Raw genomic sequence first — 22,229 nt, 5'->3', positions numbered from 1 at the left:
GGATTGCGGGTCGGACCGTATCCGGCGCCATCACCGCTCCGCAAAGCATCATTGCTGCGGTTCAGCGCAAGAGAATCTATTGCAAGGCCACAGCCCATCAGTGTCAAAATGGAGCCCGATGACCTACGCCCTTCCCCCACTCAACGCGCTGCGCGCCTTCGAGGCCGCCGCGCGGCATCTCAGCTTCAAACTGGCCGCACACGAGCTGCACGTGACGCCCGCCGCCGTGGGGCAGCAGGTGAAGGCGCTGGAGGCGCGCCTCGGCGTGCAGCTCTTCGAGCGGCTGCATAAGCAGCTCGTCCTCACCGTCGCCGGTCAGGCCTATCTGCCCGGCGTCTCCGAAGGCTTTCGCCACATTGCGGAGGCGACCTCGCAATTGAAACCGGCAGGTGCGGTGCTGCTGCAATTGGGCATCCATGGCGGCTTCGACCTCCGCCGCCTCGACCTGGCGGCGTTTCGCAGCACGCATGCGGAGATCGGCTTGCGGGTGCTGCACCCGGCCGGCCTGCACGAATTGGTCGAAGGCAAGGTCGACCTGTTGCTCGCCCGCGGCCTCGGCCACCATCCCGGCTATCGCTGCGACCGGATCGATCAGGGATCGGGTTTGGGTGATTGGCTGGTTTCGCCTGAAGGCACCGCGGATTGTCCGGAGATCGTCAGTTTTCGCGCGTGGCTGCGTGCGCTGCCGGCGGAGAACTCGATAGCGAATCGCCGCCCTCGTCTGGTTGGTGGCAGACGATAGGCTCGACCGGCACGGAGGGTAACGGAGATAGAGCGACGCTCGCTGCACCAATTTCGTCACTTCGCCAACACCTCACCGCGTGCCCGTCGGCTCGCGTCTCCAGCACAGGCCCCGGCTCGCGCCGACACACAGCCTCCGCATACCGGCATCGCGGGCTGAATGCGCATCCGTTCGGCGGATTGAGCGGGTTGGGAAGGTCGCCCCCTGTCGTCGCCAGCGGCGCATGGCGCAAGGGATCGGGGATGGCGGCGATCAGGGCTTGCGTATAGGGGTGCGCGGGCCGTTCGAAGATCTCGCGCCAGTGGCCGTTCTCGACGATGCGGCCGAGATACATCACGGCGACCTTGTCGCTCATGTGTTCGACGACGCCGAGATCGTGGCTGATCATGATGTAGGAGAGGCCGAGCGTTTCCTTCAATTCCAGCAGCAGATTGATGATCTGGGCGCGGATCGAGACGTCGAGCGCCGAGACCGGTTCATCGCAGATGACGATCTTCGGATTGAGGATCAGCGCACGCGCAATGCCGATGCGCTGGCGCTGGCCGCCTGAGAATTCATGCGGGTAGCGGTCGGCCTGCTCCGGCCGCAGGCCCACATGCCGCAGCATCTTCGCGACGCGGTCGTCGATCTCGCTCTTGGCCGTGACGCCATGCACGCGCAGGGGATCTTCCAGCGTGCGGCGAACGGTCTGGCGCGGATTGAGCGAGGCGTAGGGATCCTGAAACACGATCTGCACGATGCGGGCCAGCGCCTTCCGATCGCCGGATGGTCGGTTGGTCACGTCCTGTCCGTCCAGCACGATGCGGCCGCGCGTCGGGGTCACGAGGCCAAGGATCGACAATGCGACCGTCGACTTGCCGGAGCCGGACTCGCCGACGAGGCCGAGGCATTCGCCCCGCTTCAGGGTGAGATCGACGCCGTCGACGGCGTGGAGCAGCCGCCGGCCGCGCCCGAGCAGGCCGCCTCCGAGCGGAAAATGGACCGCGAGATCTCTGACGCTGAGAATGACATCGTCGTCCGGCCGTGTTTCAACCAAACTAGCTTGCGGCTCATGCATGGTGGTGACACCTGACCAGGCCGCCGGCGTCCAGCAAATCCGCTTCCGGCGGGGTGGTCCTGCAAATATCGGTCGCCTGCGCGCAACGCGGATTGAACCGGCAGCCGTTGGGGAAATTCGTGATGGCCGGGACCACACCCGCGATCTCCGTCAGGCGGCTGCGGCCAAGCGCTGCGCGACTGCCGAGCCGCGGCAGCGAGGCAACCAGGCCTCGCGTATAGGGGTGCGAGGGTGCCCGGAAAATATCGGCCGAGCCGCGCTCCTCGACGATGCGGCCGGCATACATCACGGCCACGCGGCGGCAGACATTGGCGACCAGCCCCAGATCGTGGCTGATCATCAGGATTGCGGTTCCCCGCTCGGCACACAGATTCCGCATCAGCTCGATGATTTCGGCTTGCACGGTAACGTCGAGCGCCGTGGTCGGCTCGTCGGCGATCAGGAGATCCGGACCGCAAGCGAGCGCGATGGCGATCATCACGCGCTGGCGCATGCCGCCGGACAGCTGGTGCGGGTAATCCTTCACGCGCCGCTCCGGGGCGGGAACGCGCACGCTCGCCAGCGCCTCGACCGCCAGTCTATCGGCTTCCCGCCAGCTCTTGCCCTTGTGCAGCACGAACATCTCGGCGATCTGCCGGCCCACCGGCGAGACCGGGTTGAGCGCCGTCATCGGCTCCTGGAAGATCATGGCGATGCGATTGCCGCGCAGATCCCGTTGCCTGGCGGCTGAAAGGTGCTGGATCTCCCGTCCCTCAAACCGGATGACACCGCCGCCGATCGACAACGGCTGCCGCAACAGGCCGATCAAGGCCAGCGCCGTGATGCTTTTGCCGCAGCCGGATTCGCCGACAAGGCCGAACGTCTCGCCGCGATCGATGCGGAATGAAATGCCCTCGGCCGCCGCAACGCGCCGCGATCCATCGTCGAGATCGATACGCAAATCCTCGACTTCGATCAGCGGCGTGCGGGTCATGTGCGCCGGCTCCGCGATTGCGGATCGAGAATGTCGCGCAGGCCGTCACCGAGCAGATTGAGGCCGAGCACCGTCAGGAAGATCGCAAGGCCGGGAAACACCGAGAGCCACGGCGCGGTCGTGATCTGATCGCGGGCATCCGACAACATGCTGCCCCAGCTCGGAAACGGCGGGCGGACGCCGAGGCCGAGGAACGACAACGCGGCTTCGGACAAGACCGCGCTGCCCATGCCGAGCGTGCCGATGACGACGATCGGCCCTAGCATGTTCGGCAGCAGCTGCGTGATCATGATGCGGAGATCGCCGTAGCCGAGCACGGTCGCGGCCTGCACATAGCCCTGGCTCCTCAGCGACAGCGCCGAGGCCCGCGCGATCCGGCACGTGAAGGACCAGTTGGTCAAGCCGAGTGCGATCAGCAGGCTGGTCAGGCCGGGACCGAGCACCGCCATGATGGCCAACGCGAAGATCAGCGAGGGGATCGCGAGCATGAGATTGGTCAGGCCGTTGACGACATCGTCCCACCAGCCGCCCCAATAGCCGGCGCTCAGGCCCAACGCGACGCCGATGACGCTATTGATGAGCTGCGAGACGATGCCGACCGTCAGCGAAACCCGCGCGCCATAGACGACGCGGGAATAGATGTCGCGGCCTTGGTCGTCGGTGCCGAACCACCAAGTCCAGCTCGGAGGCTCTTCCGCGTTGAGCAGATTGGCGTCCAGGACAGGATCGGTATGCGCCAGCCATGGCGCGAGCAGGCCGACCAGGATCGCAAGCGCGAACAGCGCGCCACCGATGATGAGATTGGCGCGGAGCTTCATGCGTATCTGATCCTGGGATCGATCACGCCGTAGAGCACGTCGATCAGCAGATTGATAGCGAGAAAGGACAGCACCACGACAAGAATGGAGCCCTGGACGGCCGGAATGTCGCGCTGCAGGACACTGTCGACCAGCAGCGAGCCGATGCCCGGCCAGGAGTACAGTTTCTCGACCACGACCGCCTGCCCCATCAGCCCGCCGAACTGCAGGCCGACGGTGGTGAGAATGATGACAAGCGCGTTGCGCATCACATGCCACTTCACGACTCGGGTCTCGCTCATGCCCTTGGAGCGCGCGGTGCGGACGAAATCCGCGGTCATGATCTCGAGGACCGCGGCGCGTGTCGTCCGCGCGAACAGCGCCATCGGCGAGACGCCGAGCGTCACGGCCGGGAGGATCAGATATTTCAGTCCGCCATCGCCATAGCCGAAACTCGGCAGCCAGCCGAGCTTCAACGCGAACAAGTACATCAGCACCAGTCCGAGCCAGAATTTGGCGATCGAAAGGCCTGATACCGCCACGACCATGGCCAGCGTGTCGACGATACCCCCCGGCTTCAGCGCGGCGATGAAACCCAGGGGAACACCGATCACGACGGAAAACGCCATGGCGGTGAAGATGAGCTGGAGCGTCGGCCATATCCGCTTGGCGATCATGAACGTCACAGGCTCGCGCGTCCGGAACGACGTTCCGAAATCACCGGTCGCAAGCTTGGCGATGTAGGCGCCGAAGCGGACATAGACGGGATCGTCGAGCCCGAGCTGCTTCTTCATGCGCAGCTCGACCTGCGGATCGGCATCGTCGCTCATCGACGAGACGATGCTGCCGGGAACGACGCTGAACAGCACGAACACCAGAGCCACCACTGCGAGCACGGTCGGAATGGTCTGCAGCAGGCGGCGGAACAGGAAGGAGAGCATCGGCACTTTTCCTCTCTCCCTCCGTCGTTCATGGCGACGGAGGGAGCGCGAGAGCGCGTGTCACTTCGCGGGCGAGGTCTCGTCGACCCAGAGGTCTTCGACGTTCTGATGGGTCAGTTCGGTCGCATTCAGCTGAACCCCCTTGAGCCACGGCTGCACGGCCATGACCGCCTTGTTGTAGTTGAAGAACCAGACCGGCGCCTCTTCGTAGAGAACAGCATTGGCCTTCTGCAGCAGCTGGGTACGCTTTGCAGCGTCATCGGACTGCCCCGCCTCGTCGATCAGCTTGTCGAACTCGGCATTCTTGAAGTTCATGTAGTTGCAGGCCGACTGCGGTGTCGATGAGTGGAAGCATTTGAGGGCGGCCTGCGGATCGGGTCCGGTCGCCTGCGAATAGACAAAGGCCTGGTAGTCGCCGCTGCGAACCACCTCCGCCAGCACCGCGGTCTCGACCTGCTTGACCTTGGCCTTGATGCCCACCCTGTCCAGCATCGGGATCACGGCCGAGACGATCGGCAGACCCCAGCTCTCGTTCTGGCTGGTGGTCCATTCGAATTCGAAGCCTGAGGGATAGCCGGCGTCGGCGAGCAGCTGCTTGGCCTTGGCGGGATCGAAGGCGTAGGGCTTCATGGCCTTGTCGTAGGCGGTAGAGGTGAGCGGCAGCCAGCTGGTGGCCCGGTAGGCCTTGCCCTTGACCAGCTTGTTGATGATCAGGTCGGTGTCGATCGCGTAGTTGATCGCCTGCCGGACCCGCTTGTCGGCGAACGGCTTGAACGCGGGATTCATCCCCATGTAGCGGGTGAAGACCTCGGCGACTTCCACGACCGTGCCCTTGAGGTCGGCGTCGTTCTGATAGGCGACATATTGCGCCGGTCCCAGCACCGAGGTGTCGATCTCCTTGTTGCGGAAGGCGACATCGCGTGCCGCGGCCTCCCCCATGACCGACACAATGATCTTGTCAGCGTAGGGCTTGCCGGGCTTGTAGAACCGATCCCAGCGCTCCAGAACGATGCGCGACCCCGGCACGTGCTCGACGAATTTGAAGGGTCCAAGACCGATCGGCTTCTGGAGAAAGCTCTCCTTGGCGGCCTCGTCGGCGGGATAGATCGACGTGATCGCGTTCCAGAAGTAGAAACCTGGATCGACCTTCTCGGTCAGCTTCATCTCGAAGGTAAAGTCGTCGATTTTCTTCAGGCCGGAGATCTCCTTGGCCTGGCCCTTCTCGACCGCCGCCGCGCCCTCGATCACGCGGACATAGCGCGCACCGGGATAAGCCTTGGTGCCGTCCATGATGCGGTTGTAGGTCCAGATGATGTCGTCGGCCGTCATCTTGCGGCCGTTGTGGAAATAGGCGTCGTCGCGCAGCTTGAAGGTATGAACGAGGCCTCCGCCCGAGACGACGTCCTCCTTGGCAAGCTCCAGAACCGGCTTGCCTTCCGTGGAATTCCAGATGTAGAGCGACCGGTGCAGCGCCTTGGCGTAGATCTCGTCCTGGGCGCGCTGCGTGGTAAGAATGTCCAGGCTGGTGAAGCTCGAGCCATAAGGCGCGGTCATGCGGATGGTTCCGCCCTTGCGCGGCGTCTGGGCCTCCGCCGAGGCCACCAGTGCCAGCCCCAAACCCGCGATGATCGCCACTATCCTGAACATCATGGTCCCTCCGACAACGCAGCGTGCTCTGGTCCGAGAGTTGACCATCCACGGCACGTCGAGCGCAAGCGTCTTGAAGGGGTTGACGTATGCGAGCGTCGCGCGCGGGCCCGACCGATTTGCGCAGAAGCCCGCTAGAACTCCGGCTGCCAGTCGCGCAATTTTCGCGCTGCAGCGGTGACATCCGCGATGGTCGGAAACGCCCCCACCTCGAGCATCATCGCCCTTGCCAGCCTGACGGCGCGTGCTTCGCTGATCGCGCGCCGGCGCGGATCCTCGATCAGCTCGAAGTCGATATTGTGGGCGAGGCCGAAGATGCGGCGGATGGTTTTTGCCGCGGCGAAGCCGACCGTGTCCGCGAACAGCCGCTGCATGTAGGCCTGCCGCTCGGCTTCCAGCCGTGCCGCGCCTGTCTCGCCGGCGAACAGTGAGGCGGGATAGGCATCGCCTGCGGCGCCAGCGCGCCAGAGCTCGAGGAACTTTCGCGTAAAATCGTTCCAGACCGTTTCCACCGTCTCCAGCACCCAGGCCTCGAAAGCACGCCGTTCGCCCGGCGTGCGCTCATGCCCGGCGGAGGCAAAATAGGCCATCAGGAGGTTGGCCAGCACGGCGCCGACATCGAAACCCATCGGGCCGTAGAACGCGAATTCGGGGTCGATCACCCGCGTCTCGCCGCCCGTGACCATGATCGAGCCGGTGTGCAGGTCGCCGTGGAGCAGCGCCTCGGGGCTCGCCATGAACTTCAGCTTCAACCGGGAGATCGCGACGTGGAGGTCCATATCCTCGCGAAGCTCTGCGGCGAGCGCATCGAGATACGGCGCAGTCCAGCGGTTCTGCTCGGCGACGCGGTAAGGATCGGTGAAGATCAGATCCTCGGTGATCTTGCACAGCGCATGGTTGCCGGCGAAAGCTGCGATGCCCTGCTTCTTCTCGGCCGCCGACACCGCGAGGTCGGAGGTGAAGAACAATGTCCGCGCCATGAAGGTGGTGATGTCATCGACAAAGCGCGGATACTGCGAGCCCGCAACCATCCCCTTGCGCATGATGATGTGGGGCTCGAGCAGCTCCATCACCGTCAGCGCCAGGGCCTCGTTGTGATGCAGCAGCGCCGGCACGAGGCCGGGCGCGAGCTCGGCCTGCCGCGACAAAGCGAGATATTCGTAATGAGCCCGGGACAACGGCAGCGGCCAGCTCTCGCCGACGAGGCGGACATAGGGCAGCGCCTGCTTCACGGCGATGCCGCCGCGGCCGCCCTTGACGATGAAAACGAGATTGAGATTGCCGTCGCCGACTTCGGTGATCGACCAGGAGGCCGGCTCGCCGCCGAGGGTCGCGGCGAGATCCGCAACGCCCGCGAGATAGTCCCGCAACGCCGCCTCATGCAAAATCCGGTAGTCCCCCTGCCCCTGCGCCATGACGATCCCATCCCATGCTTGGCATGGCCGAATCGTTACTCCCGCTCCAGGAAGCTCGAGCCGATCTCGGCCTTTCTTTTGATCGGATCGTAATCACAATAGACGCTGTCCGCCACCAGCGTGTAGCTGGCGCTGACGGTGTATTTGTCTGTTTTGACCGAGTTCAGGCCGATCACCGCGGTGCTCTTGCCGCCGTTCCATTTGAACGGTGTCGAGCTCTTGGCCTGCTCGCAGGCGATCACGGCCTCATTGAAGACATAGCCCTCGACGAACGCCTTCAGGGTGCGCACCTGCACGGCCATCTTCCACTCGAAATAGCCGATGGCACCGAGACCGGCGACGATAAGCACCAGAAGCGCGACGACGATCCGCTGAAAAGTCATTCTTCCCCCAACCAAGCCAACCACGAAATCCTAAAACGGCATGCCCATCAATTTCGACAGGCGCTCGATCGACAAATAGCCGGCGTGATAGGCGACCATGGCGATCCCGTAGATGACCGCCGAGATGATGGTGGTCCAGATCAGCTTGCCCCCCATCCGTGTCAGGATCGGCGCACCGGGGTCGCTGCCCGGCACTCCGACGCCGTCCTCGTGCTGGCTGCGCACGCCAAACGGCAGCGTCAGGAACAGCGCGACCCACCAGATGACGAAGTAGATCGCGATCGCGGTTGAGATCTGGATGGCCATGGCTTCGGCCTATGCCTGCTCGATTTCGACCAGCGCGCCGGAAAAATCCTTCGGGTGCAGGAACAGCACCGGCTTGCCGTGGGCGCCGATCTTCGGCACGCCGTCGCCGAGCACCCTTGCCCCCTCCTTCACCAGCGTGTCGCGCGAGGCGATGATGTCGACCACCTCGTAGCAGACGTGGTGGATGCCGCCGTCGGCGTTGCGGTCCAGGAACTTTGCGATCGGCGAGGCCTCGCCGAGCGGCTCGATGAACTCGATCTTGGTGTTGGGCAGCGTCGCGAACACCGTGGTGACGCCATGCTCGGGCAGCGCGACGGCCTCCGAGATCTGGGCCCCGAATGCGGTGCCATAGATTTTGGCGGCCTTGACGGCGTCCTTGGTCGCGATCGCGACATGGTTGAGCCGGCCCAGCATGTTTCTCTCCCGTTACACTGTCAGCACATGTACCAGACAGGGGGGCTTTTTGCCCCAATGTTCGTTGATCACGGAGCGGACAGCGCGTCGCACCGACTCCGCCAGCGCATCCGGGTCGCGACGGCGCGCCTTCGGCAGGCCCTCGACGGTGGAGACCACGGCGTCGAAGACGAGGTCGTCGAAGGGCTCGCCCGCTTTGTTCTTCTCGGGGATACCGACGAGTTCGACCGCGGGATCGTCGGCAAGCTCGCCCTGCTCCGTCATGGCGATGGCGACAAAGGCGCAGCCGGAGAAGGCCATGCGGCGCCGCTCGCCCACCGCGCGGGACTTGGAGTCCTCCAGAATCGTGCCGTCCTTGTAGAGACGGCCCGCAGGCACTTGCCCAATGATGCCGGGATCGCCGGGGCCGAGCTTGACGAGATCGCCGTTGCGGCAGACCAGCACGCGCGGCACGCCGGCGGCACGCGCGAGCTTGGCGTGCTCATTCAGGTGCAGGGCCTCGCCATGGACGGGGATCAGGAGCTGCGGCCTGGTCCAGGCGATCATGTCGCGCAATTCGTCGCGGCGGGGATGACCGGAGACATGGACCAGCTGGTCGCGGTCGGTGATGACCTCCACGCCCTGCAAGACCAGGCCATTGATGATGGCCCCGACCGCCTTCTCGTTGCCGGGAATGGTGCGCGAGGAGAAGATGACGCTGTCGCCACGGTTGAGCGTGATCTCGGGATGGTCGTCATTGGCGATGCGCGCCAGCGCGGCACGCGGCTCGCCCTGGCTGCCGGTGCAGAGCGCCAGCACCTTGTCCTGCGGCAGATGACCGTAGACCTCGGCGGAGCGGAAACTCTGCACGCCGTCGAGATAGCCGGTCTCGCGCGCGACCTGCACCACGCGTTCCATGGCGCGGCCGACCACGACGACCTCACGGTCGGCGGCCTTCGCAGCGATGGCGACGGCCTTGAGGCGCGCGACATTGGAGGCAAAGGTCGTGACCGCGACGCGGCCCTTGGCGGCCTTGACGAGCTCGGTGATGGAGCTCGCAACCTCGGCCTCCGAGGGTGAGCGGCCGTCGCGCACGGCGTTGGTGGAATCACCGATCAGGGCGAGCAGGCCCGCATCGCCGAGCTCCCGCAGCCGCTTTTCGTCGGTCGGGCGGCCGATGATCGGGGTCGGATCGATCTTCCAGTCGCCGGTGTGCAGCACCGTGCCGACTTCGGTGTGAATCGCGAGCGCATGCGACTCCGGAATCGAATGCGCGACCGGGATGAACTCGACGTTGAACGGGCCGATATCGACGCGCCCGCCCGACGGCACCACCGTCACCGGGATCTTGGGCGCATTGCGCTCGGCGGCGCACTTGGCCTCGAACAGCGCGGCGCTGAACTGCGTCGCGTAGATCGGACATTTCAGCTTCGGCCAAAGGTCGATGATGGCGCCGAAATGATCCTCATGGGCGTGGGTCAGCACCAGCCCCATCAGATTCTTGCGTTCCTTCTCCAGGAAGCTGACGTCGGGCATGATCAGGTCGATGCCCGGCAGATGCTCCTCGTCGCCGAAGGAGACGCCGAGATCGATCGCCAGCCAGGCGCGCTGCTGGCGGTTGCCGAGGCCGTAGATCGACAAATTCATGCCGATCTCGCCGACCCCGCCGAGCGGTGCAAATACCAGTTCTTCCGGCTTCGCCATCACGCAGCTCCCACGGAGGCGGCCGTGCCGAAGAACACCTCGCCCGCGGCGACCGGCACGCGCCGGCCCTCCGCGGTGCGGACGATCAGGCAGCCGGTGTCGTCGATCGTGTCAAAAATGCCGTCCAGCGTCATCACTCCCGTGTGGATCGCGACCCGCTCGCCGAGGCCGGCGGCGCGCTCCAGCCACAATTTGCGAATTTCGGCAAAGCCACGGCCATTGTCCCAGATACCGCGGAATTCCACCCAGGCATCGGAGAGCGCCGAGAACAACTCCTCCGCACTGATCTGGACGCCGAGCGCGGCCAGCGACACCGCAGGCGTCGGCGTACCCTCGGGCGCGGCGACGACGTTGGTGCCGATGCCGACGACGATGGCAAGACGGTCGCCGATGGCTTCGGCCTCCAGGCCGATGCCGACCAGCTTCTTGCCGCCGGCCAGCACGTCGTTCGGCCATTTCAGGGCGTAGCGGGGACGGCCCTCGCCGAGGCGCAGTGCAGCCTCCAGGCTGACCTTCTCCAGGGCGGCCTCCTCGGCCAGCCCGGCCGCAAAGCCGATCGTCGCGGCGACGGAAGGGGCAACGTCCAGGACTTCGAGGACGCTGGCTGCAAGGTTGCCCTTTGGTGCGATCCAGGGGCGCTGGCGGCGGCCGCGGCCGGCGGTCTGCTCCGACGTCACGAACCACATCGGGCCGCGTTCGCCGCGCCTCGCGTGCTCGATCGCCTCGGTATTGGTCGAGCCGGTCCGTTCGAAAGCTGCGAGCTTGTAGCCCGCCGACGCCGCACGAGGACCGAGCGCGAATGCCATCCTAGAACAGCGACTTGGCGGCGGCGGAGGCGACGCTCACCACCGGGCCCGCGAACAGGGCGAACAGAATGTTGAACAGGCCCGCGACCGCCAGCACCGTCTTGACTTCGACGCGCACCGGATCGACCTGCCCGGCCGGCTCGTCGAAATACATCGTCTTGACGATGCTGAGATAGTAGTAGGCGCCGACCACGCTGGAGAGCACGCCGATCACGGCGAGCGTGAACAGGTTCGCCTTGATGGCGGCGACGAAGACGTACCATTTGGCGAAGAAGCCGGCGAGCGGCGGGATGCCGGCGAGCGAGAACAGCAGCATCGCGAACATGAAGGCGAGCAGCGGATTGGTCCGCGAGAGACCCGCGAAATCGCTGATCTGCTCGACCGGCTGGCCATCGCGTTTCATCGCCAGGATGATGGCGAAGGAGCCCAGCGTCATCGCGACATAGATCACGATGTACATCAACACGCCCTGCGCGCCCTCGACCGTGCCTGCGGCAAGACCGACCAGGGCAAAGCCCATATGGCCGATCGAGGAATAGGCCATCAGGCGCTTGATGTTGCTCTGGCCGATCGCGGCGAACGAGCCCAGCGCCATCGAGGCGATCGACACGAACACCAGGATCTGCTGCCACTGCGAGACGATGCCCGGGAATGCGGTCAGCGTGACGCGGGTGAAGACCGCGAGCGCGGCCACTTTCGGGGCCGAGGCGAAGAAGGCCGTCACAGGCGTCGGTGCGCCCTCGTAGACGTCGGGTGTCCACATGTGGAACGGCACCGCCGAGACCTTGAAGCAGAGGCCGGCGAGCAGGAACACCAGGCCGAACACCAGGCCGACATTCGAGATCGTCGCGGCCGCCGCGATGCCGGTGAAGGCCACCGTGCCCGTGAAGCCGTAGATCAGCGAGGAGCCGTAGAGCAGCATGCCCGAGGACAGCGCGCCGAGCACGAAGTACTTCAGGCCGGCTTCGGTCGACTTGGCGTTGTCGCGGTTCGAGGCCGCGACAACGTAGAGCGCCAGCGACATCAATTCGAGGCCGAGATAAAGCGAGATCAGATCGCCGGCCGAGATCAGCACCATCATGCCGAGCGTCGAGAGCAGCACCAGGATCGCATATTCGAAGATGCGGCGCGACGGATCCGACAGGAACTCGGTCGACAGCACCAGCGTCACCGCCGAGCCGATCAGGGCCAGGATCTTCATGAAGCGGGCAAAATCATCGACGATGAAGCTGCCGCCGAAGGTCACGTGCTTGCCCGCGGGCAGCATGTATTCGAGCACGCCGACAACGATCAGGAGCAGCACCGCAAGCGTCGTGACCGTCTTGGTGGTCTCCTGCCCGCGATAGGCGCCGAGCATCAGGAGTGCCATCGCCCCGACCGCGAGCACGAGCTCGGGCAGCACCGGCGCCAGTTGATAACCTGCAGTCTCAAAGCTCATGGCGATATCCTGACCTGCCCGCTCACTGGAGCAGTGCGGCGGCCTTCACGGCCGTCACAGCGGTGTTGTAATTGTTGACGAGTTGCTGGACCGAGGCCGCCGACATGTCGAGCACCGGCTTCGGATAGATGCCGAACAGGATCGTCAGCGCGATCAGCGGGAACAGCGTCAAGCCCTCCCGGAAGGTGAGATCCTTCATGCTCGCCAGCGACGGCTTGACCAGCGCCCCGAACACGACCTTGCGGTAGAGCCACAGCGCGTAGCAGGCCGACAGGATCACGCCGAAGGTGGCGAAGAACGCGGTCGGGATCGAGACCTTGAAGGTACCGAGCAGCGTCATGAACTCGCCGACGAAGCCGGAGGTGCCGGGCAGGCCGACATTGGCCATGGTGAAGACCATGAAGGTCAGCGCGTAGAGCGGCATCCGGTTGACGAGGCCGCCATAGGCCGCGATCTCACGGGTGTGCATGCGGTCGTAGACGATGCCGACGCAGAGGAACAGCGCGCCGGAGACGATGCCGTGCGAGATCATCTGGAACACGCCGCCGGCGACACCCTGCATGGTACCGGCGAAAATGCCCATGGTGACGAAGCCCATATGCGCCACCGAGGAGTACGCAATCAGCTTCTTCATGTCCTCCTGCATCAGCGCCACCAACGAGGTGTAGATGATGGCGATGGCCGAAAGCGTGAAGACCAGCGGCGCGAAGTCGTGCGAAGCCAGCGGGAACATCGGCAGCGAGAAGCGCAGGAAGCCGTAGCCGCCCATCTTCAGAAGGATCGCGGCCAGGACCACCGAGCCTGCGGTCGGCGCCTCGACGTGGGCGTCGGGGAGCCAGGTGTGCACCGGCCACATCGGCATCTTCACCGCGAACGAGGCGAAGAAGGCGAGCCACGCCCAGGTCTGCAGCGAGCGCGGCACGGCGGTGTGCATCAGGGTCGGGATGTCGGTGGTGCCGCCGTTCCAGTACAGCGCCATGATCGCGAGCAGCATCAGCACCGAGCCGAGCAGCGTGTAGAGGAAGAACTTGAAAGATGCATAGACCCGGCGCGGACCGCCCCAGACGCCGATGATCAGGAACATCGGGATCAGGCCGCCTTCGAAGAACAGGTAGAACAGCACGAGATCGAGCGCCGAGAAGGTGCCGATCATCAGCGTTTCCAGGATCAGGAACGCCATCATGTATTCGCGGACGCGGTTGGTAATCGCCTTCCAGCTCGCGATGATGCAAAACGGCATGATGGCGGTGGTCAGGATCACCAGCGGCAACGAGATGCCGTCCACGCCCATGTGGTAGGTGATGCCGGTGGCAAGCCAGTTCGCCTTCTCGACGAACTGGAAGTCGGCGCTCGACGCATCGAACCGCATGACCAGGATCACCGACACAGCGAAGGTGATCAGCGTGGTCCACAGCGCGATCCAGCGCGAGTTGCGCCGGGCCGCCTCGTCGTCGCCACGGCTGAGATAGACGATCAGCGCGCCGACCAGCGGCAGGAACGTCGTGACGGATAGAATTGGCCAGGTCGTCATTTACTGGCCTCCAAAGCCGAACATGAACCAGGTGATCAGGCCGGCGGCACCGATCAGCATGGCGAACGCGTAGTGGTAGAGATAGCCGGTCTGGATTTTCACGACGTTGCGGGTGACGTCCAGCACGCGGGCTGAGACGCCATCGGGGCCGAGACCGTCGATGATGAAGCCGTCACCCTTCTTCCAGAGCTGATAGCCAATCCACTTCGCCGGACGGACGAAGATGATGTCGTAGAGCTCGTCGAAGTACCATTTGTTGAGCAGGAACTTGTACAGCATTGGCTGCGTGTTCGCGAGCTCGACCGGCAGATAAGGCCGGCGGATGTAGAACAGGTATGACACCAGGAAGCCCAGCACCATCATCACCGTCGGCAGGAAGGCGATGGTCTCGGGAATGTGGTGCATCTCCTCGATGATATGCGGGTTCATCTTCACGGACTCGCGGAAGAACTCCTCGATGCCGTGACCGGCGAACAGCTCCTTGAACGGGAAGCCGGCCAGGATGGAGCCGACCGCAAGCACACCGATCGGGATCAGCATCCAGATCGGCGCTTCATGCGCGGCCTCGTAGTGGTGCTCGTCATGCGGCTCGCCGTGGAAGGTCTTGAAGATGAGGCGCCACGAGTAGAACGAGGTCAGGCCGGCCGCGACGACCGTCATCAGGAAGCCGTACATCGCGAACGGATTGTGCGAGGCGTAGGCGGACTCGATGATCGCGTCCTTGGAGAAATAGCCCGCGGTCAGCGGGAATCCCGTGAGCGCGAGCGTGCCGACCACCATCACCGCGTAGGTGTAGGGGATCTTGCGCCACAGGCCGCCCATGTTGCGGATGTCCTGCTCGTGATGCATCGCGTAGATCACCGAGCCGGAGCCCAAGAACAACAGCGCCTTGAAGAAGGCGTGCGTGAACAAATGGAACATGCCTACCGAATAGGCCCCTGCTCCCATCGCCACGAACATGTAGCCGAGCTGCGAACAGGTCGAGTAAGCGACGATGCGCTTGATGTCGTTCTGGACCAGGCCAATGGTCGCCGCGAAGAACGCCGTAGTGGCGCCGAAGAACATCACGACGGCCTGCGCGTTCGGCGCGAGTTCGAACAGCGGCGACAGGCGCGCCACCATGAAGACGCCGGCGGTGACCATGGTCGCGGCGTGGATCAGCGCCGACACCGGGGTCGGGCCTTCCATCGCGTCCGGCAGCCAGGTGTGCAGCAGGAACTGCGCCGATTTGCCCATCGCGCCCATGAACAGCAGCAGGCAGGTCAGGGTCAGCGCGTCGGCGTGCCAGCCGAGGAAGTCGATGGTCTTGCCGGTCAACCCGGGCGCAGCGTGGAAGATGGTCTCGAAATCGGTCGAGCCGGCCAGCAGGAAGATCGCGAAGATGCCGAGCGCGAAGCCGAAATCGCCGACACGGTTGACCACGAAGGCCTTGATGGCGGCGGCGTTCGCCGACGGCTTCTGGTACCAGAAACCGATCAGGAGGTAGCTTGCCAGACCCACGCCTTCCCAGCCGAAGAACAGCTGCACGAGGTTGTCGGCGGTCACCAGCATCAGCATGGCGAAGGTGAACAGCGAGAGATAGCCGAAGAAGCGCGGCCGGTTCGGATCCTCGTCCATGTAGCCGATGGAATAGAGGTGCACGAGCGAGGACACGGTGGTCACGACCACCAGCATCACGGCGGTGAGCGTGTCGACCCGCAGCGTCCAGTAGACCTGGAGATCGCCGGAGAGGATCCACGGCAGCAGCGGAATGCGCATGTCGTGGTGCATGAAGCCGACATCGACCAGCGTCATCCAGGACAGCGCCGCCGACACGAACAGCAACGCCGTGGTGATCAGCTCGGCAGCGCGCGAGCCCGCCGCGGGCGGCTTGGAGACGTGGTGGTCGTCGTGGCCATCTCCGGGTTCGTGATGAGTCTCGTGGACGACCGACGCATCCTCGTTGATCGTGTCCGACGCATGGGCGTGCGCGCCATGACCGTGATCATCGTGATGCTCGACCGTGTCGCCCGAGGGGTTGCGGGCATGCGCGCCGAACAGCGCGATCAGGCCAGCCAGAATGGCGCCCAGCAGAGGCAGGAAGACGATTGCCTGGACCATGATTTACTCTTTCCGCATGATCTGGTCGGAAAACCGGTGTCCACTTTTCCGGATCATGCGATCAGCCCTTCATCAGATTGACGTCCTCAACCGCGATCGAGCCGCGGTTGCGGAAATAGACCACCAGGATGGCGAGACCGATCGCGGCTTCAGCGGCCGCGACGGTGAGCACCAGGAGCGCGAAGACCTGCCCGACGATGTCGCCGAGGAAGGTCGAGAACGCCACGAGGTTGACGTTGACCGCGAGCAGGATCAGCTCGATCGACATCAGGATGACGATGATGTTCTTGCGGTTCAGGAAGATGCCGAGGATCCCGAGCGTGAACAGGATCGCGCCGACCGCAAGATAGTGTCCGAGCCCGATCGTCATTTCACCCACTCCGCCGCGTCAGAGTCCTGGAGCCCCTGCCCCGGCGCCACCTTGCGTATCGCCATCGCTATTTCGGGCGTGCGCGCGTTCTGAATGTTGATGTCCTGCCGCTTGACGCTCGCCTTGTGCCGCAGCGTCAGCACGATGGCGCCGATCATCGCGACCAGCAGCACCATGCCCGAGAGCTGGAAGTAGTGGATGTACTTGGTATAGAGCACCAGGCCGAGCGCCTCGGTATTGGAGACGTTGGTCGGGATCGCCGCCGTGATCGTCTTGGCGACGCCGGGGTTGATGACCCAGAAGCCGACCGTGAGCAGCAGCTCGAACAGGAAGATGCCGCCGATCACGAGGCCGACCGGCAGGTATTCGATGAAGCCCTCGCGCAGCTCGAGGAAGTCGACGTCGAGCATCATGATCACGAACAGGAACAGGACCGCGACCGCACCGACATAGACGACGATCAGGATCATCGCGAGGAATTCGGCGCCCATCAACACGAACAGACCGGAGGCGTTGACGAAGGCCAGGATCAGGTACAGCACCGAGTGCACGGGATTGCGCGAGACAATCACCATCACCGCCGAGGCGACACAGACGCCGGCGAACAGATAGAAGAACAGCGCGGGAAGGATCATGCTCTCATCTCACCGGTACGGCGCGTCGAGTTCGATCGCTTTCGCGATCTCGCGTTCCCAGCGGTCGCCATTGGCGAGCAGCTTGGCCTTGTCATAGAACAGTTCCTCGCGGGTCTCGGTCGCGAACTCGAAGTTCGGACCTTCGACGATGGCGTCGACCGGACAGGCTTCCTGGCAGAGGCCGCAATAGATGCACTTCACCATGTCGATGTCGTAGCGCACGGTGCGGCGGGTGCCGTCGTTGCGGCGCGGACCGGCCTCGATGGTGATGGCCTGGGCCGGGCAAACCGCTTCGCACAGCTTGCAGGCGATGCAGCGCTCTTCTCCGTTCGGATAGCGGCGCAGCGCATGCTCGCCGCGGAAGCGCGGGGAGATCGGGCCCTTCTCGAAGGGATAGTTCAGCGTCGGCTTCGGCTGGAAGAAATAGCGCATGGCGAGGAAGAACGCCGAGACGAATTCCGACAGCAGAAGCGAGCGTGCAGTGGCGTTGATGTTGATACCCATGACGGCCCTCACTTCGGCGCGATGTCGGCGAAGTGCAGCACACCGGCCACCACGATCACCATCGCCAGCGACAACGGCAGGAACACTTTCCAGCCGAGGCGCATCAGTTGATCGTAGCGGTAGCGCGGCACGATCGCCTTGGCCATCGCGAACAGGAAGAACATGAAGAACAGTTTCAGCGAGAACCAGATGATCCCCGGCACCCAGTTGAAGGGCGGCAGGTCCACCGGCGGCAGCCAGCCTCCGAGAAACAAGATCGTCGCCATCGCGCACATCGTGGCAATCGCGACATACTCGCCGAGCATGAACAGAAGATACGGCGTCGAGCCGTACTCGACCATGAAGCCGGCGACGAGCTCGGATTCTGCTTCGACGAGGTCGAACGGCGGGCGGTTGGTTTCAGCCAGCGCCGAGACGTAGAAGATCACGAACATCGGGAACAGCGGCCAGACGTACCAGTTCAGGATGGTGAGCTGCGGCAGCCCGATCAGGCTGGCGAGGCCGCGGACATGCTGCGCCTCGACCACGGCCGAGAGGTTCAGCGTGCCGGCGCAGAGCAGCACCGTGATGATGACGAAGCCGATCGAGACCTCGTAGGACACCATCTGCGCCGCCGAGCGCAGCGCCGCGAGGAACGGATATTTCGAGTTCGACGACCAGCCGGCCATGATGATGCCGTAGATCGACAGCGACGAGATCGCGAAGATGAAGAGAACGCCGACGTTGATGTCGGAGATCACCCAGCCGAGATTGGTAGGGATCACCGCCCAGGCCGCGAGCGCGAGCACGCACGAGACCAAGGGAGCAAGAAGAAACACGCCCTTGTTGGCGCCGGACGGGATGATCGGCTCCTTCAGCACGAACTTCAGGAGGTCGGCGAAGGATTGCAGCAGGCCCCAGGGACCAACCACGTTCGGGCCGCGGCGGATCTGCACCGCCGCCCAGATCTTGCGGTCGGCGAGCAGGATGTAGGCGATCGCCACCAGCAGAACGACCAGCACCAGGACGCTCTGCGCGATCATGATGATCAGCGGCCAGAGGAACCCGGTCCAGAATGCGCTTTCGAAGAATTCCATCGGCTCACTCCGCTGCGGTCAGCATCTGCCCGGAGGCAAGCCGCGAACATTCCGCCATCACGGCGGACGCACGCGCGATTGGGTTGGTCAAATAGAAGTCCTCGACAAGCGGCTTGAACGGGGCCTTCTCCGTCGTGCCGCCCTTCCCCGCGAGCTTCCTGATCTGGTCGGCCGAGCCGGGCTCGGTCTGGTCGAGACGGATCAGATGCGGCACCGCCTTGAAGATCGCCTGGCGCAGGGCCGAAAGCGAGTCATAGCCGAGCTTCTTGCCGAGCGCCTCCGACAGCGCGCGGATAATCGCCCAGTCCTCGCGGGCCTCGCCCGGCGGGAATGCGGCCCGTCCGGTCATTTGCACGCGGCCTTCGGTGTTGACGTAGATCGCGGACTTCTCGGTATAGGCGGCGGCCGGCAGGATCACGTCGGCGCGATGGGCGCCGCGGTCGCCGTGGGTGCCGATATAGACGACGAAGGTGCCGTCCGACGGCTTGATCTCGTCGGCGCCGAGCAGGAACAGCAGATCGAGCGTCCCGAACGTCGTCATCTGCGCCGCGTTCAGTCCGCCCTGACCGGCGACAAAGCCGATGTCGAGCGCCCCGACGCGCGAGGCGCTCTCATGCAGCACGCCAAAGCCGTTCCAGCCGTCCTTGAGCGCGCCGACATCGAGCGCGAGCTTAGCAGCGGCGGCGAGAATGGCGGCGCCGTCGTGGCGCGAGGCGGCGCCCGCACCGACCAGGATGATCGGGTTCTTGGCGTTCTTCAGCACATCCATGAAGGAGTGCTTGCCGGCCGCGAGCTCGCCCAGCGTGTCGGTGCCTGCGCCGAGATGGTCATAATCGTAGGTGAGGTCGGCCTTGGCGCCGATCACGCCGACCTTGAAGCCGCCGGCGCGCCAGCGCTTGCGGATGCGGGCGTTGAACACGGCCGCTTCTTTCCGCGGATTGGCGCCGATGATGAGCAGCGCATCGGCCTGCTCCACGCCGGCGAGCGTCGGATTGAAGATGTAGGAGCCGCGGCCGAGCGCGGGATCGAAGGCGTCGCCGCCCTGCACCGCCAGATTGGCCGAGCCGTATTTGGCCAGCAGATCCTTCAGCGCGAACATCTCTTCGACGCCGGCGAGGTCGCCCGCGATCGCGCCGATGCGCTTGCCGTCGGTGCGGGCCGCTTTCGCGGCGATCGCGGCAAAGGCCTCGGGCCAGTTCGCCGCGCGCAGCTTGCCGGCTTCGCGGATATAGGGCCGGTCGAGACGCTGGGTGCGCAGGCCGTCGACGACGTGACGGGTCTTGTCGGAGATCCACTCCTCGTTCACGGCCTCGTTGATGCGCGGCAGGATACGCATCACTTCGCGGCCGCGGGTGTCGACGCGGATCGCGGATCCCACGCCGTCCATCACGTCGATCGACTGGGTCTTGCCGAGCTCCCACGGGCGCGCGGCGAAAGCATAGGGCTTCGAGGTCAGCGCGCCGACCGGGCAGATGTCGACGAGATTGCCTTGCAATTCCGAGGTCAGCGCGTGCTCGAGATAGGTCGTGATCTCCATGTCCTCGCCGCGGCCGGTCGCACCCATTTCGGGGGCACCGGCCACTTCCGCCGAGAAGCGGACGCAGCGGGTGCACTGGATGCAGCGGTTCATCGAGGTCTTGACCAGCGCGCCGAGATATTTGTCCTCGACCGCGCGCTTGTTCTCGGCGAAGCGGCTGGTGTCGACACCGTAGCCCATCGCCTGGTCCTGGAGGTCGCACTCGCCGCCCTGATCGCAGATCGGGCAATCCAGCGGATGGTTGATCAGAAGGAATTCCATCACGCCTTCGCGCGCCTTCTTCACCATCGGCGAACGGGTGGAGATCTCCGGCGGCTCGCCCTTGGGACCCGGACGGCAATCGCGCACGCCCCAGGCGCAGCTCGCGACCGGCTTCGGGCCGCCCTTCACCTCGACGAGGCACATCCGGCAATTGCCGGCGATCGACAGCCGCTCATGATAGCAGAAGCGCGGAATCTCGGCGCCGGCCGCTTCGCACGCCTGGAGCAGCGTGTATTCGGCGGGGACATCGATCTCTTTACCGTCGATGATGAGCTTGGTCATTCTCTCTACTCCGCCGCGACCATGTTCACGGGATCGCGGACGCCGATATCGTCGATGTCGGACTTGTGCGAATATTGGTCGATGCGCGCTTCGATCTCGTGACGGAAATGCGCGATCAGGCCCTGGATCGGCCACGCCGCCGCATCGCCGAGCGCGCAGATGGTGTGACCTTCGACCTGCTTGGTGACTTCCAGCAGCATGTCGATCTCGCGCTTGTGGGCGCGGCCTTCGGCCATGCGGGTCAAGACGCGCCACATCCAGCCGGTGCCTTCGCGGCACGGCGTGCACTGGCCGCAGCTCTCATGCTTGTAGAAATAGGAGATGCGGGCGATGGCGCGGATCAAATCGGTCGACTTGTCCATCACGATCACGGCCGCGGTGCCGAGACCCGAGCGCAGCTTGCTCAAGCTGTCGAAATCCATCGGCGTGTCGATGATCTGCTCGGCCGGCACCATGCGCACGGAGGAGCCGCCGGGGATCACGGCCTTGAGGTTGTCCCAACCACCGCGGATGCCGCCGCAATGCTTCTCGATCAGCTCACGGAACGGAATGCCCATGGCCTCTTCGACGTTGCAGGGCCGCTCGACATGGCCGGAGATGCAGAACAGCTTGGTGCCGACATTGTTCGGACGACCGATGCCGGCGAACCATGCCGCGCCACGGCGCAGGATGTCGGGCGCAACCGCGATCGACTCGACATTGTTGACGGTGGTCGGGCAGCCGTACAGGCCGACATTGGCCGGGAACGGCGGCTTCAGGCGCGGCTGGCCCTTCTTGCCTTCGAGGCTCTCGAGCAGCGCGGTTTCCTCGCCGCAGATATAGGCGCCGGCGCCGTGGGCGACGTAGATGTCGAACGGCCAGCCGTTGACGTTATCCTTGCCGACCAGCTTGGCCTCATAGGCCTGGTCGATCGCCGCCTGGAGATGCTCGCGCTCGCGGATGAACTCGCCGCGGACATAGATGTAGCAGGCATGCGCGTTCATCGCGCAGCTCGCGATCAGGCAGCCCTCGATCAGGAGATGCGGATCGTGCCGCATGATCTCGCGATCCTTGCAAGTCCCGGGCTCGGATTCGTCGGCGTTGACGACGAGATAGCTCGGCCGGCCGTCGGTCGATTCCTTCGGCATGAACGACCATTTCAGGCCGGTCGGGAAGCCGGCGCCACCGCGGCCGCGCAGCCCCGACGCCTTCATCTCGTTGATGATCCAGTCACGGCCCTTGTCGATGATGTTCTTCGTACCATCCCAGGCGCCGCGGCGCCGCGCGCCCTCGAGGCCCCAATCGTGGAGGCCGTAGAGGTTCTTGAAGATGCGGTCCTTGTCCTCGAGCAT

The 22,229-nt window shown here is 64.6% G+C and carries 21 protein-coding genes; 1 reads left to right on the top strand and 20 read right to left on the bottom strand.

Annotated elements, in window-relative coordinates; translation table 11 throughout:
* Positions 1-118 precede the first annotated feature (118 nt).
* Positions 119-742, top strand: coding sequence for a LysR family transcriptional regulator (locus tag BcanWU425_RS19535; protein ID WP_026232872.1), 624 nt, complete (start codon positions 119-121; stop codon positions 740-742).
* Here the strand turns inward: BcanWU425_RS19535 and BcanWU425_RS19530 are convergent.
* The 20 genes from BcanWU425_RS19530 to nuoF form a co-directional block, all read right to left on the bottom strand.
* Positions 657-1,799: an ABC transporter ATP-binding protein gene (locus BcanWU425_RS19530; protein WP_204511343.1), complete on the bottom strand. Its 1,143-nt coding sequence runs from the start codon at positions 1,797-1,799 to the stop codon at positions 657-659. The two genes, BcanWU425_RS19535 and BcanWU425_RS19530, sit on opposite strands and share 86 nt — an antisense overlap.
* A complete protein-coding gene (locus tag BcanWU425_RS19525; RefSeq protein ID WP_204511344.1) occupies positions 1,792-2,772 on the bottom strand; it encodes an ABC transporter ATP-binding protein in 981 nt (326 codons plus the stop codon). The genes BcanWU425_RS19530 and BcanWU425_RS19525 overlap by 8 nt, the downstream gene beginning before the upstream one ends.
* On the bottom strand, positions 2,769-3,590 hold the full coding sequence (locus BcanWU425_RS19520; RefSeq protein ID WP_007603580.1) for an ABC transporter permease: 822 nt from the start codon (positions 3,588-3,590) through the stop codon (positions 2,769-2,771). The genes BcanWU425_RS19525 and BcanWU425_RS19520 overlap by 4 nt, the downstream gene beginning before the upstream one ends.
* The gene (locus BcanWU425_RS19515; RefSeq protein ID WP_018455074.1) at positions 3,587-4,510 is read right to left on the bottom strand and encodes an ABC transporter permease; all 924 of its coding nucleotides are present in this window, start codon (positions 4,508-4,510) and stop codon (positions 3,587-3,589) included. The genes BcanWU425_RS19520 and BcanWU425_RS19515 overlap by 4 nt, the downstream gene beginning before the upstream one ends.
* A 60-nt stretch (positions 4,511-4,570) precedes the next feature.
* On the bottom strand, positions 4,571-6,160 hold the full coding sequence (locus BcanWU425_RS19510) for an ABC transporter substrate-binding protein (RefSeq protein ID WP_018455075.1): 1,590 nt from the start codon (positions 6,158-6,160) through the stop codon (positions 4,571-4,573).
* A gap of 131 nt (positions 6,161-6,291) precedes the next feature.
* Complete coding sequence (mtnK, locus tag BcanWU425_RS19505) at positions 6,292-7,572, bottom strand: S-methyl-5-thioribose kinase (protein WP_018455076.1); 1,281 nt, start codon at positions 7,570-7,572, stop codon at positions 6,292-6,294.
* 35 nt (positions 7,573-7,607) lie between these two features.
* Positions 7,608-7,955: a hypothetical protein gene (locus tag BcanWU425_RS19500; RefSeq protein ID WP_007603574.1), complete on the bottom strand. Its 348-nt coding sequence runs from the start codon at positions 7,953-7,955 to the stop codon at positions 7,608-7,610.
* Positions 7,956-7,985: 30 nt separating this feature from the next.
* Positions 7,986-8,261 carry a DUF1467 family protein gene (locus BcanWU425_RS19495; protein ID WP_018455077.1) on the bottom strand — a complete coding sequence of 92 codons (276 nt, stop codon included), beginning with the start codon at positions 8,259-8,261 and terminating at the stop codon, positions 7,986-7,988.
* Positions 8,262-8,270: 9 nt separating this feature from the next.
* Entirely contained in the window at positions 8,271-8,675 is a 405-nt protein-coding gene (gene mce, locus BcanWU425_RS19490; RefSeq protein ID WP_018455078.1) for a methylmalonyl-CoA epimerase, read from the bottom strand.
* Positions 8,676-8,687: 12 nt separating this feature from the next.
* The gene (locus tag BcanWU425_RS19485) at positions 8,688-10,358 is read right to left on the bottom strand and encodes a ribonuclease J (RefSeq protein ID WP_018455079.1); all 1,671 of its coding nucleotides are present in this window, start codon (positions 10,356-10,358) and stop codon (positions 8,688-8,690) included.
* Positions 10,358-11,164, bottom strand: a complete 807-nt coding sequence (locus BcanWU425_RS19480) for a biotin--[acetyl-CoA-carboxylase] ligase (RefSeq protein WP_085394843.1) — start codon at positions 11,162-11,164, stop codon at positions 10,358-10,360. Before BcanWU425_RS19480 ends, BcanWU425_RS19485 begins: the two co-directional genes overlap by 1 nt.
* Before the next feature lies 1 nt (position 11,165).
* A complete protein-coding gene (gene nuoN / locus BcanWU425_RS19475; RefSeq protein ID WP_204511345.1) occupies positions 11,166-12,602 on the bottom strand; it encodes an NADH-quinone oxidoreductase subunit NuoN in 1,437 nt (478 codons plus the stop codon).
* Between the two features lie 22 nt (positions 12,603-12,624).
* Entirely contained in the window at positions 12,625-14,133 is a 1,509-nt protein-coding gene (locus BcanWU425_RS19470) for an NADH-quinone oxidoreductase subunit M (RefSeq protein ID WP_018455082.1), read from the bottom strand.
* Positions 14,134-16,233, bottom strand: a complete 2,100-nt coding sequence (gene nuoL / locus BcanWU425_RS19465) for an NADH-quinone oxidoreductase subunit L (RefSeq protein WP_018455083.1) — start codon at positions 16,231-16,233, stop codon at positions 14,134-14,136. It lies immediately after the preceding gene.
* Between the two features lie 61 nt (positions 16,234-16,294).
* Positions 16,295-16,603 carry an NADH-quinone oxidoreductase subunit NuoK gene (gene nuoK / locus BcanWU425_RS19460; protein ID WP_007603558.1) on the bottom strand — a complete coding sequence of 103 codons (309 nt, stop codon included), beginning with the start codon at positions 16,601-16,603 and terminating at the stop codon, positions 16,295-16,297.
* A complete protein-coding gene (locus BcanWU425_RS19455) occupies positions 16,600-17,238 on the bottom strand; it encodes an NADH-quinone oxidoreductase subunit J (protein ID WP_018455084.1) in 639 nt (212 codons plus the stop codon). The genes nuoK and BcanWU425_RS19455 overlap by 4 nt, the downstream gene beginning before the upstream one ends.
* A 9-nt stretch (positions 17,239-17,247) precedes the next feature.
* Complete coding sequence (gene nuoI, locus BcanWU425_RS19450; RefSeq protein ID WP_026232873.1) at positions 17,248-17,736, bottom strand: NADH-quinone oxidoreductase subunit NuoI; 489 nt, start codon at positions 17,734-17,736, stop codon at positions 17,248-17,250.
* A gap of 14 nt (positions 17,737-17,750) precedes the next feature.
* Complete coding sequence (gene nuoH, locus BcanWU425_RS19445) at positions 17,751-18,818, bottom strand: NADH-quinone oxidoreductase subunit NuoH (RefSeq protein ID WP_018455085.1); 1,068 nt, start codon at positions 18,816-18,818, stop codon at positions 17,751-17,753.
* 4 nt (positions 18,819-18,822) lie between these two features.
* Positions 18,823-20,898: an NADH-quinone oxidoreductase subunit NuoG gene (gene nuoG / locus BcanWU425_RS19440; protein ID WP_018455086.1), complete on the bottom strand. Its 2,076-nt coding sequence runs from the start codon at positions 20,896-20,898 to the stop codon at positions 18,823-18,825.
* A gap of 5 nt (positions 20,899-20,903) precedes the next feature.
* On the bottom strand, positions 20,904-22,229 hold the full coding sequence (gene nuoF, locus BcanWU425_RS19435) for an NADH-quinone oxidoreductase subunit NuoF (RefSeq protein ID WP_018455087.1): 1,326 nt from the start codon (positions 22,227-22,229) through the stop codon (positions 20,904-20,906).

Origin of the sequence: Bradyrhizobium sp. WU425, from assembly GCF_021052305.1 — a bacterium.
Lineage (GTDB): Bacteria > Pseudomonadota > Alphaproteobacteria > Rhizobiales > Xanthobacteraceae > Bradyrhizobium > Bradyrhizobium canariense_D.
The sequence above is the reverse complement of the archived record's forward strand: the minus strand, read 5'-3'. Positions and strand labels throughout refer to the sequence as shown.

What these genes read in the sequence shown, in the direction of transcription:
- BcanWU425_RS19535 (WP_026232872.1), top strand. Translation starts at nt 119, where the DNA reads ATGACCTACGCCCTTCCCCCACTCAACGCGCTGCGCGCCTTCGAGGCC.
- BcanWU425_RS19530 (WP_204511343.1), bottom strand. Translation starts at nt 1,799, where the DNA reads ATGCATGAGCCGCAAGCTAGTTTGGTTGAAACACGGCCGGACGACGAT.
- BcanWU425_RS19525 (WP_204511344.1), bottom strand. Translation starts at nt 2,772, where the DNA reads ATGACCCGCACGCCGCTGATCGAAGTCGAGGATTTGCGTATCGATCTC.
- BcanWU425_RS19520 (WP_007603580.1), bottom strand. Translation starts at nt 3,590, where the DNA reads ATGAAGCTCCGCGCCAATCTCATCATCGGTGGCGCGCTGTTCGCGCTT.
- BcanWU425_RS19515 (WP_018455074.1), bottom strand. Translation starts at nt 4,510, where the DNA reads ATGCTCTCCTTCCTGTTCCGCCGCCTGCTGCAGACCATTCCGACCGTG.
- BcanWU425_RS19510 (WP_018455075.1), bottom strand. Translation starts at nt 6,160, where the DNA reads ATGATGTTCAGGATAGTGGCGATCATCGCGGGTTTGGGGCTGGCACTG.
- mtnK (WP_018455076.1), bottom strand. Translation starts at nt 7,572, where the DNA reads ATGGCGCAGGGGCAGGGGGACTACCGGATTTTGCATGAGGCGGCGTTG.
- BcanWU425_RS19500 (WP_007603574.1), bottom strand. Translation starts at nt 7,955, where the DNA reads ATGACTTTTCAGCGGATCGTCGTCGCGCTTCTGGTGCTTATCGTCGCC.
- BcanWU425_RS19495 (WP_018455077.1), bottom strand. Translation starts at nt 8,261, where the DNA reads ATGGCCATCCAGATCTCAACCGCGATCGCGATCTACTTCGTCATCTGG.
- mce (WP_018455078.1), bottom strand. Translation starts at nt 8,675, where the DNA reads ATGCTGGGCCGGCTCAACCATGTCGCGATCGCGACCAAGGACGCCGTC.
- BcanWU425_RS19485 (WP_018455079.1), bottom strand. Translation starts at nt 10,358, where the DNA reads ATGGCGAAGCCGGAAGAACTGGTATTTGCACCGCTCGGCGGGGTCGGC.
- BcanWU425_RS19480 (WP_085394843.1), bottom strand. Translation starts at nt 11,164, where the DNA reads ATGGCATTCGCGCTCGGTCCTCGTGCGGCGTCGGCGGGCTACAAGCTC.
- nuoN (WP_204511345.1), bottom strand. Translation starts at nt 12,602, where the DNA reads ATGAGCTTTGAGACTGCAGGTTATCAACTGGCGCCGGTGCTGCCCGAG.
- BcanWU425_RS19470 (WP_018455082.1), bottom strand. Translation starts at nt 14,133, where the DNA reads ATGACGACCTGGCCAATTCTATCCGTCACGACGTTCCTGCCGCTGGTC.
- nuoL (WP_018455083.1), bottom strand. Translation starts at nt 16,233, where the DNA reads ATGGTCCAGGCAATCGTCTTCCTGCCTCTGCTGGGCGCCATTCTGGCT.
- nuoK (WP_007603558.1), bottom strand. Translation starts at nt 16,603, where the DNA reads ATGACGATCGGGCTCGGACACTATCTTGCGGTCGGCGCGATCCTGTTC.
- BcanWU425_RS19455 (WP_018455084.1), bottom strand. Translation starts at nt 17,238, where the DNA reads ATGATCCTTCCCGCGCTGTTCTTCTATCTGTTCGCCGGCGTCTGTGTC.
- nuoH (WP_018455085.1), bottom strand. Translation starts at nt 18,818, where the DNA reads ATGGAATTCTTCGAAAGCGCATTCTGGACCGGGTTCCTCTGGCCGCTG.
- nuoG (WP_018455086.1), bottom strand. Translation starts at nt 20,898, where the DNA reads ATGACCAAGCTCATCATCGACGGTAAAGAGATCGATGTCCCCGCCGAA.
- nuoF (WP_018455087.1), bottom strand. Translation starts at nt 22,229, where the DNA reads ATGCTCGAGGACAAGGACCGCATCTTCAAGAACCTCTACGGCCTCCAC.